Raw genomic sequence first — 15728 nt, 5'->3', positions numbered from 1 at the left:
GTTAACGCCGGGACCCACGCCGGCCACGGGTCAGTTCGCCGGCTCGGGAACGGGCAGCGGCCGCACCCGGCCCTCCAGCATCGCGCCGAGCCCCTGGACCGCGCACAGCCCCGGGTCCTCGGCGACGTTGACCGGCATGCCGGTGTTCTCGCGCAGCGTGGTGTCCAGACCCGGCAGCTGGGCGGCGCCGCCGGTGAGCATGATGCCGCGGTCGGCGAGGTCGGCCACCAGGTCGGGCGGGCAGCGGTGCAGGACGGCGCGGATGGCGTCCAGCAGGGAGGTGAGCGGGGTGCGCACCGCCAGCCGCAGGCTCTCGGGGTCGACCTTGACCGTGCGGGCCAGACCGGTGGCGACGTCGCGCCCGTGCACCTCGGTGATCTGCGGGATGTCGCCGTTGAGCACCTGGTGCAGCGGCCGGACCGCCAGCGAGGGCAGCAGCAGCTCGTGCTGGTTGCGCAGGTGCTGGACGAGGGCGCGGTCGAACGTCTCGCCGCCGATCGGCACCTTCTCGGCGGCGACGATGGAGCCGAGGGAGAGCACCGCGACCTGGGTGGTGGCGGCCCCGACCTGCACGATCATGGTGGCCTCGGGCTGCTCGACCGGGAGCCCGCAGCCGATGCCGGCGGTGACGAGGGAGTCGACGAGTTCGACGCGGCGGGCACCGAGCCCGATGAGGGTCTCCAGCGCGGCGCGGCGGGCGAGCGGGTCGGCGTCGTGCGGGATGCACACGGCGGCGCGCAGCAGCGGCTTGCGGCGGAAGGCGCGGCGCAGCTTGGGGCCGACCATGGCGCGCAGCATGCGCTGGGCCATGTCGATGTCGACGACGGTGCCGCCGTTGATGGGGCGCACGACGCGGATGTTGGCGGGGGTGCGTCCGGCCATCCGCTCGGCGGGGGAGCCGACCGCGAGCAGGGCGCCGGTCTTGGTGTTGACGGCGACGACTGACGGTTCGTCGACGATGAGTCCTGACTGCTTGAGGTAGACGCGGGTACGGGACGCGCCCAGGTCGGCGGCCACAGTGCAACGACGGAGATGGTCAAGACTGAGGGTCATACTGATCATCTTGTGTACCCGCCACCGGAGACGCCCGCTGGAGTGCTCCGCACGGGGCGTCCAACACTCCGTCAGAGCACGTACAACCACCGACATGGCCGTATGAAGTACATACGATGACACTGGTGGCGTGGTCGGTGCGGGTCGCGAGGGCTTGACCGGTCCACCCGGCGCGCGGCCGGCTCCGGCCCGCGCGCCCTGCGGACGTGGCCCGGACAGAGCGCCGGACCCGCACCACGACAGGTGCGGGTCCGGAGGTACGGCGCGCCGGGCCCCTGCCCGCATCACCGTCCGCGTCACGCTTCGGCGAGCACCACCCAGACCTGACCGGTGGCGAAGCGCAAGGGCTCGCCGTCCGGGGTGGTGAAGGTGGTACCGCTGTCGGCGTCCGGCCGTGACCAGCGGCCCTCGTACTTCTTGCCGTCCCGCAGCACCGTGGCGGCGCCCTCACCCGTCGTCTGGGTGAACGGGGTGAACGCGCCGGAGCTGTCGTGGAACTCCGACTGAGTGATCGTCACGTGCTGCACGACCACCGTGGCCGGGGCCAGGTCGGTGCTGTCCCCGTCGAGGCTCACCTTCCAGCGCTTGTCCTGCGCCGACCAGCTGAAGCCGAACTCGGCCGCCGGGAACGACACCTTCTCCTCGGTGGTGTCGGTACCCCCGGAGGCGGGAGCGTCCCCGAAGCGGAAGCCGATGTCGGCGGCGTCGGAGGCATCGGGCGCGGCGGCGAGCAGTTTTTGGGGCTTGCCGAAGAGATTGTGCGGGGCGTCCCGGTCGTCGTGCCGCTCGTACGCCTCCGGGGCCATCCCCGGCGTCAGCTGGATCAGCCGGGCGTCGTCCAGTTCGGGCTGGAGCGCGCTCTGCACCCCGGAGTAGGCCAGCGCCGGGGTACCGAACTGCCGCAGCAGCTCCAGATCCGACTGCCGCGCCGAGCGGACGGGGCCGACCTCGTCGGGCAGCGTCCCGGAGAACACCGCGAGAAAACGGCTCAGCCCCGCCTCGACCTGCTCGGCGTACACGATGTCGGCGTCCCCGAGGCCAACCTGCGGCCTGGCCTGCGGGGCGTTGTCCACCTTGACGGCCAGGACGGGCCCGGCGGCGACATCCTCCCCGGTGAACGGTGAGGCCGCCTTGGCCCCACTGGTCTCACCTCCGTCGCTCTGACCCCCTCCACCGTCCCCACCGCCACCACCACACCCGGCCACCAGAACACCCAGCACCATGGCCAGGACCAGCGCACGTACTCTCATGCGGGGAAGTTCACCACATATGCCCGCTATGCACGCAGAAGGTGACCCGCCGGAGCCCGGCGGGTCACCTCTGTCGTGCTACGCGCTGCGGGTCGGTCAGGGAACCACGACCGCCTGGGACTCGGCCACGGTGATGGCGCTCTCCTGCCAGCCGCTCTCCAGGGAGTCCGGCAGGCCGGCGATGTCGAGCGGGGAGCCGTTCTGCTCGAAATGCACGTCGTAGACCAGCCGGCCCCGCGACGTGTAGTCGCCGGCCCGGTCGTAGGTGTACGAGCAGGCGTCGCTCTCGGACGTGACGAAGTCACAGGTCATCACGCCACTGCCGTCACCGGGATCCACCTCGATGTGCGAGGGAGTCCCGACGGCGACGACGCCGAGGGCTGCGCCACTGGAGATCTCACCGTTGGACGGACCGTCCGCCCACCACCAGGTGTCGATGTAGATGATGGAGTTGCGAGGCGGGCTGTGGGCGAGCGAGAAGCCCGGAGTCTCCAGCGCGCCGAACGCCTGGAGCGCCAGTTCCTCGATCGACGGACCTTCGTCCTCGGGCCCGGTGTACCAGGTGTAGTCGTCGAAGGTCTTGGTCCCATCAGGGGCGGTGCAGCTCTTGTAGACGTAGACGGCCCCCTCGGACGGCGGCTCCTCCGGCCAGTCCTTCGGATCCGGGTACCGGGCGGTTGGGTTGTTCACCCAGCAGGCGTCCTGACCCTGGCAGTACCACTCGTCGGCGCCGGGAGCGCTTTCCTTCACGCCAGCCAAATCGCAAGCCGGCTTCGTGCTGCCGCCGCCCCCGTCCCCATCGCTGCCACCCGAGCCGTCATCACCCGGCACGTTCTCGGAGCACTGGTAGACGAACTTGCCGTCCCCCGACTCGACCGTTCCACATTCTGGATCGGCGAACGCCGGGCGTGCGCCGACGAACATCAGGGCGCCCGCCATCAGCGCGACCGCAAGCATCAGTCTGATTCCTGCCGCGGTTCCCCCGCGCACGGCCATCAGCATGAGATGGTCGCCTCATCCGTCGTCAACGACGCGTTGATCAGCCAGTTTCCGGACGTGCGCTCGGCAGTGACCACGTTGGGATGGGGCACAGTGAGACTCTCGGGCAAGCTGTCCTCCAACTCCTCACCGTCCTGGATGAGACGCCAGTGGGCCTCGTTCTTGCAGGCTTCGATGCGCGCCGTGTCACCGTCCACCGTGACCGTGATGTTCTCGATCACTGGTGCCCCCTCACGGCTACCGCCCACGTCCTTCCATGTTCCGATTCTGCTCAGTTCCTGCTCCATCACGCTGCTGGTCGTGATGCCGTCGAAGAGACGGGCATCCAACTCGGCGCCGTTCTCGGTCGCGGTCACCGCGTCCCAGTACGCCTCGTACAGCGCCACCAGAGCCGCCTCGTCCTCCGCTTCCCCGCCCTCCGCGTCCGGGGAAGCGGACGACTCGTCGCCCGTGTTGATGGGTTCGTCGTTGTCGCCGCCGTCGGATGAGCAGCCGGCGACCGTGGCCAGGGTGAGGGCCAGGCCGGCTGCCAGGCCCGCGCGCCTGATTCGCTTTTCACGCATCCTGCTCGTCACGCGCGCCACCCTAGCGATGGCCGGAACCCGGCGGGAGATCTGGGCGAATCCAGGTGCGAAGTCGTGACAGAAGACCCGCCCCGCAGACAACCCGCCCTCCCCTTCTCAGCCGGAACTATCGGGGCATCGCAGGTGCGAGCTCCGGCCGCCATCGGGCGGAGCGGACGCCGGCACCTGCGGCATGGACCACCAGAGCCGCGGCCGGGGGGGCCGTCACGCGGTGAGGGTCGCGAACGCGCCCCACAGCACCGGGGAATGCTCGACCGTACGCCGTTCCCGCCATGCCGCGAGCCGTTCGCGCTGCCAGCCGGCCAGCGCCCGCACGGGATCCTCGCTCTCGTGCGCGGCGTCGATCGCGCGGATCGCCTCCCGCAGGGGGTACGCCGCAGGGTCGGCGCCGGCGAGCGCGAAGGCGTGGTCGGTGGGCAGCGACCAGCGGGTGGAGGTCACCAGTTCGGCGCCGCCGCTGATCATCGCCGCCGCCAGGCCGAGCGCGTCGCCGAACCGCAGGTCCCCGCCGCTCTCGCAGGCGATCAGCGCCACTCTGCCGGGCATTGGCCAGCGGTCGGCGCCCAGCAGCAGGTCCTTGGCGGACAGCGGGCGGTGGCCGCGCAGCGCCGGGGCGTGGCCGGGGTGCGCGTCCGTGCAGGCGAGGTGGAGCCGGGCGTCCTCGCTCTGTCCGGAGCCGGGGTCGGCGGCCGTCACGTGGCCCGCGTACAGCAGCCGGCCGGCGCCCGCGGTGAGGGCGGCGGACAGCCAGGCGCGGTCGGTGTCGGTACGGCGGAACAGCCCGCCCGGCGGGGCGGGCACCAGCCGGCCGGCGGACGCGTAACCGGCCAGCTGCCGGGCGAGCGGCGCGTCGGCCGGCACCGGCCCAAGGACGGAGCCGAGCCGGGAGCCGGTGCCGTACCCCGGCACCCGGGGGTCCAGTACGGCGACCACCGGCAGCGTGCGGGTCGCCGCCCACGAGCGGGGGGTACGCCCGGGGGCGTGCACGACGCTGGCCGGCGCCAGCACGCTGACGTCCGCCACCTCCAGCAGCCGGATCTCGGGAGCGGAGTCGAGGGCCAGGAGTTCCCAGGGCACCTGGGCGATGCGCGGGGAGGGCTGGACGCGCAGCAGCGGCCGGATGCCCTGCCGGTACAGCTGGTGGAGCTGGAAGGCGAGGCCGTACGGGACGAGGGTGCGGGCGAGTTGCTCGGCGAGCGCGCGTTCCGTGTCGTACGCCGTGAACCCGCCGGCCGGGTCCCCCGGGCGGGCGGCGGCGAGCGCTGTCATGGCGGCGCTGACCTGGTCCTGCGGGATGACGGTGACGCCCACCTCGGACAGGGCGTGGGTCCAGCGCCAGGAGACGTACAGGTCCCCGGCGTCCGCGAAGCGCACCTGCACCGTGTAGCGGGTCACCAGCTCGGAACCGTTCGCGTGTCGCGCACCGGGAGGCCGTACCGCTGTTCGGCGAGCGCGATCCGATCGGCCAGCGCGACCTCGCCGTCCCCCTCGCCGGCCCCGTCCGGGGTGAGCAGCAGCCGGGGCGGCGGTGCCACGGCGAAGGCATGGGCGTGCGGGGGCGGTTCGTCCAGGTAGGAGCCGAGCGGCCCGGGGCCGTCCGGGCGCGGGACGGCGTCCTCGCGCAGGATCGGCGTGGTGGCGCACTGCACCTCGATCAGGTGCGCGACGAGCAGCGCCTCACCGGCGCGTGCGGCCAGCCGGAAGACGAGCTGGAGTGCGGGTTCGGCGACGTTGCGCCGCCAGCGGTCGCGCTGCCGTCCGGCGGCCAGCCCGTACCGTACGGCGTCGATGGCCAGCGCCGCCGGGACGGCCAGGTCCAGGGCGCGGGCCAGCTGCCCCGGGTCGCCGCCCTGTTCGAGGAGGGCGGCGTGGGCGAGGTGGGTCTGCGCGCGGCGCAGCCCGAGGCCGAGCGCGGCGAACGTGTCGGCGGCGTGGGTGAGCAGTTCCTCGGCCTCGGCCGGCCGCCCGGCGAGGTGGGCGACCTCGGCGCGGCGTACCGCCAGTGCGGCCTCGGTGGGGGTGGCGCCGGCCTGCCGCAGGAGGGTCTGGGCGCGGCCGTACAGCGCCTGGGCCTCGTCGAGTTCGCCGCGCAGGGCGGCGAGCAGGCCGAGCTGTTCCCAGCCGACGGCACTCTCCACCGTCAGCCCGGCCGGCCCGGTGTGGGCGAGTGCGGCGTGCAGCAGGGGTTCGGCCTGCTCCGCGCGGCCGGTCGCGGTGTACAGCTGGGCGAGCATGAGGCGTACGGAGGCGGCGCCCGCCGGTTCGCGGCCGGCCTCGCAGGCGGCGAGTGCCGCTTCGGCGAAGTCCTCGGCGGGTTCGTACCGTCCGGTGGCGAGCGCGAGGGCGGCGACGTTCATCAGGGGGCGCCCGACCAGGTCCGGCCTGATCCGGGTCACCACCTCCAGCGCCTCGGCGGTGAGCTGTTCGGCCCGTGGCCAGTCCTCGCGCTGGATGGCGACCGTGCTGAGGGCGACGAGGCAGGCCATCAGCAGTTCGGCGGCGTCGGACGGGGGGTCGTCGGGATCGGGGGCGGCGGGGCCGGTGCCCGGAATGCCGTACGGGCCGGGGGCCGTGGCGGCGGGGCCGGGCCACTGCGGCGAACCGGCGGCGTCGGCAAGGGTGTCGCCCGCCGGGATCTCTTGGTCGCCGGGCCCGGGGAGCGGCGCCGTCTCCGCTGTCACCGTGGCGGCGGGCCCGGTCTCCGCGTCCGGGCCCCGGGCGCCGGGGTGCGGGAGCGCCGCCGTCGCCAGGGCATGGCACTCGGCCAGCACCGCCTCCGCCTCGTCGTACGCCCCGGTTTCCAGCAGGGATTGGGAGAGGTTGAGCAGGATCGCCGGGCGCAGCGCCGGGTCGGCGCCGGGGGCGTCCAGCGTGCGCCGGAGGGTGGCGATGGCCGCCGGGTGGTCGCCCAGGCGGGCGGCCGTGGTGGCGAGGTTGACGAGGATCTGGAGGTGCTGGCCGGCCAGTTCGGGGTGGGGTTCGGCCGCGCGGGCGGCCCGCTCGAACAGGTCGTGCGCGGCCTGCGGCGCGCCCCGCCGGAACTCCTCGATGCCCGCGTCGGCCAGTTCGGCGACCGTGACGGAGACCGCGAAGGGATCGGTCATCAGAACTCCTGCTCGGCGGCGCGTTCGGCGCGCAGCGGGGCGATGTCCGAGGGGGCTCCGGCGAGGCGGGCGCGGGCCAGCGCGCGGACGCGTTCGCGCAGGGCGCGCTGCGCGGCGTCGTCGGGGGTCGGCGGATCGGGGAAGGCGGGCAGGTGGACGGTGAAGGCCAGCGGTCCCGCGCCGGGGAGTTCGGCGGTGCCCGTCCAGCTGTCGTCGGTCAGGCGCAGTGGCACTTCGGCGGTGCTCCCGTCGGCCGCCGCGACGGTGGCGCGGGGCAGCAGATGGGCGGGCACCGGCACCCGGTCGGTCAGTCCCGCACCGGCCACGACGCTCAGCGCGACCTCCGTGCGCCGTGTCGCGGAGCGTACGATCTCCCAGCTCAGGGCCTGTTCCGAGGCGTCGAGCAGGCCGGGTGGGACCCGTCGCCAGTCGGTGCCGGCCGTGCCGCGCGCCAGGACGCGGACGTTTCCGGGCGCGCCGGGCCCGGCCGCCAGGGCGTAGTCCGTACGGGGCGGGGTGCCCGCCGGTGAGGTGGCCGCCCCGCCGTCCCCGTACTCCTCGGACGCACCGTGCTCTCCGTGCTCTCGGTATTCCTCGTACTCCTCGCCGCCGGTCAGCAGTTCGCACTCCCGCTCCAGTTCGGCGATCTCCGCCGCCAGCAGCCGGTCGTCCAGCGGCGGGATGCCGTCGATGACGGAGGCCGGCCACCAGCGGGCCGCCCAGTGCGCGTACGCCAGCCGCCGTGCCGCGCGGGCGAGCCCGGGCAGCGCGGGGACGGCCGGGCCGAGCGGTTCCCCGGCCGCCGCGCGCAGCGCCGCCGCCTCGCCGTACAGGGCCCACAGCCAGTCCTGCGCCGCCGGCAGGTCGTCCAGCACCGCGACCGGGTCGGCCGCGATGTCCCACACGGTCCAGGTGAGATGCCCGCCCGCCACCTCCAGGACCGCGCTGTCCGCACCGGCCATCAGGCGTTCACCGTTTCCGTGTCCGTCTCGGTCGCCGTGTCCGGCCGCGTCATCCGTACGGTCAGGGCGCGGCGTACCCGGGTGCGGTGGTCGAGGATCACCGAGCGGGCCACCCCGTCCAGCAGATCCCACAGCTCCTGCGACGCCTCGACGGGCGCCTGCCGTACGTCCCGGCCGTGCAGCCGGGCCCACAGCCGGCGCAGGTAGCCCTGCCAGGGGAGGCGCAGTTCACGCGCGATCCGGTGCAGCGGATCGTCCGGTCCCGCGGCGGGCGCGTCGGGCCGGATCAGCATGCGGCGGGCCCGCAGGACGTACGCCTCACGCCGCCAGCGGGCGTTGAGGGCCCGCGATGCCGCGGTGTCGCCGGGGGCGGCGCCCAGCGGGCGCAGTCCGAGGGCGAGGCGTTCGCCGACGGCGGCCGTCACGCGCAGCGTCTCGTCGGTCAGCCCCCACGGCGCGCAGCCCCGGGTGATCTCCTCGGTCACCAGGGCGGGCAGCGGCGGCAGCGCGGAGCGGTCGGCGGCGGCCCGCAGGGTGGTGAAGACCCGTTCGTGGACGGTGCGGTCCAGGGGTGCGCCGAAGGTCATGGTGCTCGCCGTGAGCCGGGGCCGGTCGGGTGCCGGCCGCTCGGTGAGGCCCAGCCGGCGGGCCGGGGGGACGCGGTCGGGGTCGGTCAGCGAGGTGCCCGTGGCCGACCCGGCCCGGCGGGCGGTCAGTTCGGCGAGGGGTGCGGCGACGTCCGCGCCCGCGCCGTCGAGCACGGCGGTGATCAGCGCGGCGGTCCTGGCCGGGTCCGGGTCGGCCGTCCGCTCGCGGCGCGTCCAGGTGGTGTCGATCAGTTCCGCCAGCCGGGCCGCCCGCGCGGGGTCGGCCAGGTGCTCCCGCAGGTCGCGCGTGGTGCGGCCGTCCGCCGTCCCGTGGAGTGCGCGCAGGATGTGCTCCGCCGTGGCCCGGTCGCGGGGTTCTCCGGTGGTGGCCAGTTCGAAGCAGCGCTGGAAGTAGCGGTCCTGCGGATGCCCGTCCGTGATCCGCAGCTCGCGCCGTACCCGCTTGAGCAGTTCGTACCAGCGCGCCGTCTCGCTCAGGACGTCCCCGGCCGCGTAGAGGAGGGAGGCCAGCAGGACGGCGCCGTCCGCGCCGACCACGCTCCCGGCGCACTGCGGGTGCTGGAACGGGCGGATGACCAGCGGATCCAGGATCAGTTTGACGGTACGGCTGAGCGGGCCGCCGTGCGCGCCGCTGAGCGGGGCGACGCCTTCCAGCCGCTGCCACGCCTCGTGGATCACGGCCGCGCGCGGCCGTGCCCCCGCCTGTATGTCCGGTAGGTGCGCCACGTCCGCCAGCCTAAGGCGCGGCCCGCAAACCTGGGATCGGTAGCGCGGATTCGTTTCCTACCGTCACGGCATCACGTCGATGAAGGAGTGCGCGTCATGGTCAGCAAAGTCTCCGTACTGGTCCGGGTTCTGCTCGCCCTGGCGGCGCTGGGCGCGATCGGCTACTACCTCTGGTACGGGTTCACCGGTCAGGCCGACACGGACCTGTACCCGAGTGCGTGGGTCGGGCCGCACATGGCGCTGCCGATCGTGGGCGGCATCGTGCTGTCGAGTCTGAGCGCCGGCGCGTTCGCCCGCCGGCTGCTCGGCGCGTACGGCGCGGGCGGCAACAGCGCGAGGATGCGCAAGGAGGGGCTGTTGGGGGTCGGCACGGTGCTGTCGGCGCGGCCGGCCGGGGTGGAGATCAACGGCCGTCCGGTGCTGCGGGTCGCGCTGAGCGTGCTGGGGGCGCGGGACGAGACGTTCGAGGCGTACGCGAAGGTCGCGCTCGGGCCGATGGACGGCACTCAGCTGGTGCGGCCGGGGGCGATGCTGCCGGTGCGTTATCTGCCCGGTCACCGTCCGGGGGAAGTGGTGCGGGTGGAGATCGACTTCTCCGGGGACACCGCCGAGGCGCAGTCCGCGATCAACCGCGCGATGGTCAAGCGCGGGCTGACGACCGAGCGCCGTCTGGACATCGCGGCGCGCGGGGTGGCGGCGCAGGCGGTGGTGCGGGCGCTGGAGGTGACGGGCGCGGTGCGGGACGGGATGGCGGAGCTGGCGCTGGAGCTGGTGGTGACCAACCCCGGCGACGGCTCCACCTTCCCGGCCACGGTGCGGCGCTTCCTGCCGGCGGACGCGGTGCCGAAGGTGCAGGTGGGGCGGATGGTGAGGGTGCACTATCTGCCGGGCGCGGAGGACGAGGTGGTGCTGGCGTTCAGTCTGCACACCGACTGAGGCGCACCCCGCCCCGTTACCAGCTGGACTTGCGCACGCCGGGCAGATACCCGGCGTGCGCCTGCTGCCGCAGTGAGATGCGGGAGAGTCCGAAGGCCCGCAGGTGGCCGCGGGGGCGGCCGTCGGTGCTGTCGCGGTTGCGGATCCGGGTGGCGCTGGCGTCGCGCGGCTGGGCGCGTAGTTCGCGCTGGGCGGCGGCGCGTTCGGCGTCGCCGGTGCGCGGGGAGCGGATCAGCTCCTTGAGTTCGGCGCGGCGGGCGGCGTAGCGGGCGACGACGGCCTTGCGCCGTTCGTTCTGCGCGATCTTGCTCTTCTTGGCCATCAGACCTTTCCTCCCCGGGCGCGGATGCGGGCGACGGCGGCCTCGATGCCGAGGGTGTCGACGGCCTTGATGCCCTTGGTGCTGAGGGTGAGCCGGACGAAGCGGCCCTCGCTGGGGAGCCAGTAGCGCTTGCGCTGGATGTTGGGGTCGAAGCGGCGCGGGGTGCGCACGTGGGAGTGCGAGATGGTCTTGCCGAAGCGGGGCGCGCGGCCCGTCAGCTGGCAGTGCGCGGACAAGGAAGAACTCCTTAATGAAAATGGTTACCGTTTCTGTATAGTAGCTGGCATGCCCAGGAACGACATCCGCCCGGTCATCAAGCTGAAGTCCACGGCCGGCACCGGCTACACGTACGTCACCCGCAAGAACCGCCGCAACGACCCCGACCGCCTCGTCCTGCGCAAGTACGACCCGGTCGCGCGCCGCCACGTCGAGTTCCGCGAAGAGCGCTGAGGAGCACCCACGACCATGAAGCCAGGCATCCACCCCCCGTACCGGCCCGTCGTCTTCCGTGACCGCGCCGCCGGCTTCGCCTTCCTCACCCGCTCGACCGCCACCAGCGACAAGACGGTGGAGTGGGAGGACGGCGCCACCTACCCCGTCATCGACGTGGAGATCTCCTCCGCCAGCCACCCCTTCTACACGGGCAACGCACGCGTCGTGGACACGGCGGGACGGGTGGAACGGTTCGAGCGCCGCTACGGGCGGCAGCGATGACCGGCGCCGACCACGGCCCACAGCCGGCGGCGGGCCTGCCCGTCGTCATCGTCGCCGGGCTGCACGCCGACGCCCGCCGCGCCGCCGTCGACGCGCTGCTGCGCACCGTGCCCGGCTCGGTCGCGCTGCACCACGACCTGACCGACGGCGCCGCCCGGGGCACCGTCACCCGGACCATCCGCAACGCGCCGCTCGGCGTCATCGGCAGCGGCGAGGCACCGCTGGTCAACGACTGCGCCTGCTGCGCGCTGCGCGAGGACCTGGTCCCCGAGCTTGCCCGGCTGGCGGCCGGCGGCGACTGCGCCCTGGCGGTCGTCGAACTGTGGGACTCGGTGGAGCCCAAGTCCATGGCCGAGGTGATCACCGAGCACGCGGACCCGGACGCCCTGCGCGTGGCCGGAGTGGTCACCGCCGTGGACCCGGCGCTGGGCCTGCCCTTCCTCGGGTGCGGCGACGACCTGGCCGAACACGGGCTGGCCGCCGCCGCGACCGATCAGCGCACGGTGGGCGACACCTGGGCGCGACAACTGGAGTACGCGACGCTGCTCGCCCTCGCGCCGGGCGCGGAGAGCGAGGAGGCGGACGACGCCGACCACGCGCTGCTCGCCCAACTGCACCCCACCGCCCGGCGGGTGGAGGTCACCGAGCCGCACTTCGCGGCGCTGGCGATGGCCGGGTTCGACCCGGCGGCGGCGGCCGACCGGCTGCACCCGGCGTCCGCGCTGCTGCCGCAGGCCGCCGACGCGTCGGGGGTCACCACGCTGGTGTGGCGGCAGCGGCGGCCCTTCCACCCCGACCGGCTGTACGCGGCGCTGGAGGATCTGACCTGCGCCGCCGCCCGCAGCCGGGGGCGGTTCTGGCTGGCCGACCGGCCCGATGTGCTGCTCGCCTGGGACGCGGCGGGCGGGGCACTGTGCGTGGAGCCCGCCGGACCGTGGCTGGCCTCGCTCCCGGACGCCGCCTGGGACCTGGTGCCGCCGGTGCGCCGCGCCGCCGCCGCGCTGGACTGGGACCCGGTGTGCGGGGACCGCGTCCAGCATCTGGTGTTCACCTCGCCCGGTCTCGACAGCGGCGGGCTGACGGAACTGCTGGACTCCTGCCTGCTGACGGACGCCGAGTACGCGGCCGGGCGCACCGCCTGGGCCGGCCTGCGGCCGTCCTCCTTCGACGAACTGCTCGACCCCACCACCTCGGGAGTGCCGGAACGATGAACCAGCGCCGTACGTCCAAGGACCGCAGGCAGTCGGCGAAACCCCGCCCCAACCCGCTGGACGCGGCGGGGATCACGTACATCGACTACAAGGACACCGAGTTGCTGCGGAAGTTCGTCTCGGACCGGGGAAAGATCCGCAGCCGCCGGGTCACCCGGGTCACGGTGCGGCAGCAGCGGGCGCTGGCGCGGGCGATCAAGAACGCGAGGGAGATGGCGCTGCTGCCGTACGCCTCCCGCTGAGCCGGTCGTCGGGGATGGGCTCTGACCAGGGGTGATGGGGCGACGACTGCCCGTTGTGCACGTGCATCCTCACGTGCACCTGCACATGAACGACGTTATGCTGTACGGGAGTTGAGACTTTGCACATGTAGCACGACCCCCGGGAGAGCCCCAGTGCCCGACGTTTACAACGGCATGGCCGCGCAGCAACTGGAAGATGTGCGGTGGCTCAAGAGCAGCCACAGCAACTCCCAGGGCACCTGCGCCGAGTTCGCCCAGCTCCCCAGTGGTGAGGTGGCGATGCGCAACTCCCGCTTCCCCGACGGCCCGGCGCTGGTCTACACACGTGCGGAGGTCGCCGCCCTCCTGCTGGGCGTGAAGGACGGCGAGTTCGACCACCTGGTGCGCTGACGGGCGGCGCCCGGCCTACCGGGGGGCGGAGGCGACGGAGGCGGCGCGCAGCATACGGAGCTGACCGATCTCCGCGACGTTCTTCATCAGTTCGGCGTTCGCCCAGCTCAGCATGTGGCCGACCGTGTGGGCCGGGTCGTCCTGCCAAGGGAAGGGGGCGGTGGCGTCCAGGTCGGTGTCGGACAGGTCCTCCAGCAGGGCCAGCCATCGCGTCCGCAGCTCGCGGAGCCGGGCGATGGCGGCGGGACCGTCGCCCGCCCAGTGGACCTCGGTGCGGTCCCTGGGCGTGCGCCCTCGCGCATGGTCGAGGGTGACGCTCCACCACCAGTCGATGTGCCAGCTGACCCAGCCGATCGTGGGCACCGGGACGGGGTCGGGCTCGATGTCCGCCCAGTCCGGGAGCCAGCGGCCCTCGGCGTCGGGCCGTACCGTCCAGCAGTGCTCGGGGCCCGCCGGCTCCCACAGGAAGTCGCCGGGCTCCAGGCGCTCCAGGTGGTACTCGAACAGCGACCAGGTCATCTCGAACTGCCACCGCAGCAGCGCGGTGCGGGATGCGTGCATCCGCCGACCCTGGCACAGCGGCTGCCCGTCCGGACAGTGAATATCGCCCCGGCGGGGCGGGGTGAGGTCGCGGGCCGTCAGGGCCGGAACGCGGGTGCGGTGGGCGTCGGCGTGGGCGAGGGGCGCGGGCAGTCGTCACCGCCCGAACCACCGCTGCTACTGCCGCCGCCCGTGGTCGCGATGCCGCCGGGCCGGGTGCGGCCACCGCCGCGTCCGCCACCCGAACCCCCCGATGAGCGTCCGGGGTGCGCGACGGTGCCGACCTCCCCGGTCTCGCACTCCTTGTCGCCGCCGCTCCCGCAGCCGCCCACCGCCAGGGCGGTGAGCAGGGTGAGCAGCACCGCCCCCGATGTGGTCGCGCGTATGGATCCCTTTGCCTGGCGCCGCATGATCGTCCCCCCGACACGGCCGTCCGTAACGCGCCCATGGTACGGGGGAGTTCAGATGCGGAAGACCGCCCAGACGACTTTGCCGCCGCTCCCGGTCTGATGGCGCCAGCCCCAGCCGTCGCTGAAGCACTCCACCAGGTGCAGCCCGCGTCCCGATTCCGCGCCCGGGTCCGCCTCCGTGCGGCAGGGCGCGGTGGCACTGGCGTCACGCACCGCGCACACCAGCCGACGGCTGCCGCGCACCAGTTCCAGCTCGATCGCGGGGTCCCCGTACCGCAGCGCGTTGGTGACCAGTTCCGACACCACCAGGGAGACGGAGTCGAACCGCTCGCTCAGCCGCCAGAAGCGCAGCGTGCTGCGGGTGAAATCCCGTGCGCTGCGGACCGATTCCGGCCGGTCGGGGAGATCGAGGGTCGCCGTACCGGCCACGGTGCGGCTGTCGAAGGCGGGGAACGACGGCCCTAACACATCGAGCACGGGCGTTCTCTCGTTCCCCATGCGGCACTCCTGGCGATCACGGCGGCGGTGGTCCGGGCAGGCTCCTGCAGACGCACCGACTCCCAGCGCGTAGATCCTCATGCTTCCCAACGCCCCGGCCGAATGCAAGGGCAGATGCACGTGCAAGTTCAAAAATCGATTGACTGTAATCAAGCCACCACCGAATGAAGCCTGGAGATGGCAGACTTCGCACAGTCCGAAGTGGAGGGCTGACCGAATGACCGCACCGACCACCACCCACCGGCAGCGACAGCCGCAGCAGCGGAACACAGGGGGCAGTGCCAGCATGGCCATGGCCGAGCGAGATGACAGCGGCTCGATGGTCCGCCGGATCCTGCTGGGATCACAGCTGCGCCGGCTGCGCGAATCGCGCGGGGTGACCCGTGAGGCGGCCGGCTACTCGATCCGCGCCTCCGAATCCAAGATCAGCCGGATGGAGTTGGGGCGGGTCAGCTTCAAGCAGCGGGACGTGGCGGACCTGCTCACGCTGTACGGGGTGGTGGACGAGGCCGAGCGCGAATCGCTGCTCGGCCTCGCGCGTTCCTCCGGCCACGCCGGCTGGTGGCACAGCTACAACGACGTGCTGCCGGGCTGGTTCCAGACCTATGTCGGCCTGGAGGCGGCGGCCGCCCGGATCGCCGCCTACGAGGTGCAGTTCGTGCACGGCCTGCTCCAGACCGAGGCGTACGCCGAGGCCGTGATCATCAGCGGCCACCGGGGCGGACTGCCGCGCACCGAGATCGAGCGCCGGATCGAACTGCGCATGCAGCGCCAGAAACTGCTGTTCGGCGAGCAGGCACCGCAACTGCACTGTGTGCTGGACGAGGCAGCGCTGCACCGGGGGTACGGCGGCCGGCAGGTCATGGCGGACCAGATCAAACTGCTGCTGGAGTTCTCCGAGCTGCCCCACGTCACGCTCCAGATCGTCCCCTTCGCGTACGGCGGGCATGTCGCGGAGAGCGGGGCGTTCACCGTGCTGCGCTTCGCCGAGCGGGAGTTGTCGGACGTGGCCTACGTCGAGCAGCTGACGGGCGCGCTCTATCTCGACAAGCGCGAGGACGTCGCCTCCTACCAGGCGGTCCTGGACCGGCTCTCCGACGCGGCGCAGCCGCCGGCGGAGTCGCGGGAGCTGCTGAACCGCGTCGTGCGGAAGCTTCTCTGAGTCCGAGCGGCCCGGCA

The 15728-nt window shown here is 73.2% G+C and carries 20 protein-coding genes; 7 read left to right on the top strand and 13 right to left on the bottom strand.

The window, feature by feature from the left end:
* Positions 1–30: 30 nt before the first annotated feature.
* From H7827_RS16660 to H7827_RS16625, 8 genes are all read right to left on the bottom strand, one after another.
* Positions 31–1053 carry a rod shape-determining protein gene (locus H7827_RS16660; protein WP_030735092.1) on the bottom strand — a complete coding sequence of 341 codons (1023 nt, stop codon included), beginning with the start codon at positions 1051–1053 and terminating at the stop codon, positions 31–33.
* Positions 1054–1349: 296 nt separating this feature from the next.
* The gene (locus tag H7827_RS16655; RefSeq protein WP_432746194.1) at positions 1350–2303 is read right to left on the bottom strand and encodes a DUF3048 domain-containing protein; all 954 of its coding nucleotides are present in this window, start codon (positions 2301–2303) and stop codon (positions 1350–1352) included.
* A gap of 96 nt (positions 2304–2399) precedes the next feature.
* Positions 2400–3260, bottom strand: coding sequence for a hypothetical protein (locus tag H7827_RS16650; RefSeq protein ID WP_432746192.1), 861 nt, complete (start codon positions 3258–3260; stop codon positions 2400–2402).
* Positions 3261–3298: 38 nt separating this feature from the next.
* Complete coding sequence (locus H7827_RS16645) at positions 3299–3877, bottom strand: hypothetical protein (RefSeq protein ID WP_432746190.1); 579 nt, start codon at positions 3875–3877, stop codon at positions 3299–3301.
* A gap of 213 nt (positions 3878–4090) precedes the next feature.
* Complete coding sequence (locus tag H7827_RS16640; protein ID WP_432746188.1) at positions 4091–5281, bottom strand: CHAT domain-containing protein; 1191 nt, start codon at positions 5279–5281, stop codon at positions 4091–4093.
* Positions 5278–6990, bottom strand: a complete 1713-nt coding sequence (locus H7827_RS16635; RefSeq protein ID WP_432746186.1) for a tetratricopeptide repeat protein — start codon at positions 6988–6990, stop codon at positions 5278–5280. Before H7827_RS16635 ends, H7827_RS16640 begins: the two co-directional genes overlap by 4 nt.
* Positions 6990–7952, bottom strand: a complete 963-nt coding sequence (locus tag H7827_RS16630) for a hypothetical protein (RefSeq protein WP_432746184.1) — start codon at positions 7950–7952, stop codon at positions 6990–6992. The genes H7827_RS16635 and H7827_RS16630 overlap by 1 nt, the downstream gene beginning before the upstream one ends.
* The gene (locus H7827_RS16625) at positions 7952–9286 is read right to left on the bottom strand and encodes a hypothetical protein (protein WP_432746182.1); all 1335 of its coding nucleotides are present in this window, start codon (positions 9284–9286) and stop codon (positions 7952–7954) included. Before H7827_RS16625 ends, H7827_RS16630 begins: the two co-directional genes overlap by 1 nt.
* A 96-nt stretch (positions 9287–9382) precedes the next feature.
* On the opposite strand from H7827_RS16625, the gene H7827_RS16620 reads away from it, so the two are divergent.
* The gene (locus H7827_RS16620) at positions 9383–10222 is read left to right on the top strand and encodes a hypothetical protein (RefSeq protein WP_432746180.1); all 840 of its coding nucleotides are present in this window, start codon (positions 9383–9385) and stop codon (positions 10220–10222) included.
* Between the two features lie 16 nt (positions 10223–10238).
* Here H7827_RS16620 and rpsN read toward each other — a convergent pair whose 3' ends face one another.
* Both rpsN and rpmB read right to left on the bottom strand, forming a co-directional pair.
* A complete protein-coding gene (rpsN, locus tag H7827_RS16615; protein WP_030735111.1) occupies positions 10239–10544 on the bottom strand; it encodes a 30S ribosomal protein S14 in 306 nt (101 codons plus the stop codon).
* Positions 10544–10780 carry a 50S ribosomal protein L28 gene (rpmB, locus tag H7827_RS16610; protein WP_030735113.1) on the bottom strand — a complete coding sequence of 79 codons (237 nt, stop codon included), beginning with the start codon at positions 10778–10780 and terminating at the stop codon, positions 10544–10546. The genes rpsN and rpmB overlap by 1 nt, the downstream gene beginning before the upstream one ends.
* Positions 10781–10829: 49 nt before the next feature.
* On the opposite strand from rpmB, the gene rpmG reads away from it, so the two are divergent.
* From rpmG to H7827_RS16585, 5 genes are all read left to right on the top strand, one after another.
* Positions 10830–10994: a 50S ribosomal protein L33 gene (gene rpmG, locus H7827_RS16605; protein ID WP_030735116.1), complete on the top strand. Its 165-nt coding sequence runs from the start codon at positions 10830–10832 to the stop codon at positions 10992–10994.
* Positions 10995–11009: 15 nt separating this feature from the next.
* Positions 11010–11258 carry a type B 50S ribosomal protein L31 gene (locus H7827_RS16600; protein ID WP_030735119.1) on the top strand — a complete coding sequence of 83 codons (249 nt, stop codon included), beginning with the start codon at positions 11010–11012 and terminating at the stop codon, positions 11256–11258.
* The gene (locus tag H7827_RS16595) at positions 11255–12469 is read left to right on the top strand and encodes a CobW family GTP-binding protein (protein WP_432746177.1); all 1215 of its coding nucleotides are present in this window, start codon (positions 11255–11257) and stop codon (positions 12467–12469) included. The genes H7827_RS16600 and H7827_RS16595 overlap by 4 nt, the downstream gene beginning before the upstream one ends.
* Complete coding sequence (gene rpsR / locus H7827_RS16590; RefSeq protein ID WP_386532214.1) at positions 12466–12711, top strand: 30S ribosomal protein S18; 246 nt, start codon at positions 12466–12468, stop codon at positions 12709–12711. The genes H7827_RS16595 and rpsR overlap by 4 nt, the downstream gene beginning before the upstream one ends.
* 174 nt (positions 12712–12885) lie before the next feature.
* The gene (locus tag H7827_RS16585; RefSeq protein WP_364241223.1) at positions 12886–13101 is read left to right on the top strand and encodes a DUF397 domain-containing protein; all 216 of its coding nucleotides are present in this window, start codon (positions 12886–12888) and stop codon (positions 13099–13101) included.
* A gap of 15 nt (positions 13102–13116) precedes the next feature.
* Here the strand turns inward: H7827_RS16585 and H7827_RS16580 are convergent, their stop codons facing one another.
* From H7827_RS16580 to H7827_RS16570, 3 genes are all read right to left on the bottom strand, one after another.
* Positions 13117–13662, bottom strand: a complete 546-nt coding sequence (locus H7827_RS16580; protein WP_432746174.1) for a DinB family protein — start codon at positions 13660–13662, stop codon at positions 13117–13119.
* A gap of 77 nt (positions 13663–13739) precedes the next feature.
* Positions 13740–14051, bottom strand: a complete 312-nt coding sequence (locus tag H7827_RS16575; RefSeq protein WP_364241021.1) for a hypothetical protein — start codon at positions 14049–14051, stop codon at positions 13740–13742.
* Positions 14052–14102: 51 nt separating this feature from the next.
* Entirely contained in the window at positions 14103–14549 is a 447-nt protein-coding gene (locus H7827_RS16570) for an ATP-binding protein (protein WP_364241018.1), read from the bottom strand.
* 292 nt (positions 14550–14841) lie between these two features.
* On the opposite strand from H7827_RS16570, the gene H7827_RS16565 reads away from it, so the two are divergent.
* On the top strand, positions 14842–15711 hold the full coding sequence (locus tag H7827_RS16565) for a helix-turn-helix domain-containing protein (RefSeq protein ID WP_364241220.1): 870 nt from the start codon (positions 14842–14844) through the stop codon (positions 15709–15711).
* Positions 15712–15728 lie beyond the last annotated feature (17 nt).

Source organism: Streptomyces sp. JH002 (genome assembly GCF_050916115.1).
Taxonomy (GTDB): Bacteria; Actinomycetota; Actinomycetes; order Streptomycetales; family Streptomycetaceae; genus Streptomyces; species Streptomyces xiamenensis.
This window is presented reverse-complemented; position numbering and strand designations above follow the sequence as displayed.

Coding starts and splice junctions, on each gene's coding strand:
- H7827_RS16660 (WP_030735092.1), bottom strand. CDS start 1,053: ATGACCCTCAGTCTTGACCATCTCCGTCGTTGCACTGTGGCCGCCGAC.
- H7827_RS16630 (WP_432746184.1), bottom strand. CDS start 7,952: ATGGCCGGTGCGGACAGCGCGGTCCTGGAGGTGGCGGGCGGGCATCTC.
- H7827_RS16595 (WP_432746177.1), top strand. CDS start 11,255: ATGACCGGCGCCGACCACGGCCCACAGCCGGCGGCGGGCCTGCCCGTC.
- H7827_RS16635 (WP_432746186.1), bottom strand. CDS start 6,990: ATGACCGATCCCTTCGCGGTCTCCGTCACGGTCGCCGAACTGGCCGAC.
- H7827_RS16570 (WP_364241018.1), bottom strand. CDS start 14,549: ATGGGGAACGAGAGAACGCCCGTGCTCGATGTGTTAGGGCCGTCGTTC.
- rpsN (WP_030735111.1), bottom strand. CDS start 10,544: ATGGCCAAGAAGAGCAAGATCGCGCAGAACGAACGGCGCAAGGCCGTC.
- rpsR (WP_386532214.1), top strand. CDS start 12,466: ATGAACCAGCGCCGTACGTCCAAGGACCGCAGGCAGTCGGCGAAACCC.
- H7827_RS16585 (WP_364241223.1), top strand. CDS start 12,886: ATGGCCGCGCAGCAACTGGAAGATGTGCGGTGGCTCAAGAGCAGCCAC.
- H7827_RS16620 (WP_432746180.1), top strand. CDS start 9,383: ATGGTCAGCAAAGTCTCCGTACTGGTCCGGGTTCTGCTCGCCCTGGCG.
- H7827_RS16650 (WP_432746192.1), bottom strand. CDS start 3,260: ATGCTTGCGGTCGCGCTGATGGCGGGCGCCCTGATGTTCGTCGGCGCA.
- H7827_RS16655 (WP_432746194.1), bottom strand. CDS start 2,303: ATGAGAGTACGTGCGCTGGTCCTGGCCATGGTGCTGGGTGTTCTGGTG.
- rpmG (WP_030735116.1), top strand. CDS start 10,830: ATGCCCAGGAACGACATCCGCCCGGTCATCAAGCTGAAGTCCACGGCC.
- H7827_RS16565 (WP_364241220.1), top strand. CDS start 14,842: ATGGCCGAGCGAGATGACAGCGGCTCGATGGTCCGCCGGATCCTGCTG.
- H7827_RS16575 (WP_364241021.1), bottom strand. CDS start 14,051: ATGCGGCGCCAGGCAAAGGGATCCATACGCGCGACCACATCGGGGGCG.
- H7827_RS16600 (WP_030735119.1), top strand. CDS start 11,010: ATGAAGCCAGGCATCCACCCCCCGTACCGGCCCGTCGTCTTCCGTGAC.
- H7827_RS16580 (WP_432746174.1), bottom strand. CDS start 13,662: ATGCACGCATCCCGCACCGCGCTGCTGCGGTGGCAGTTCGAGATGACC.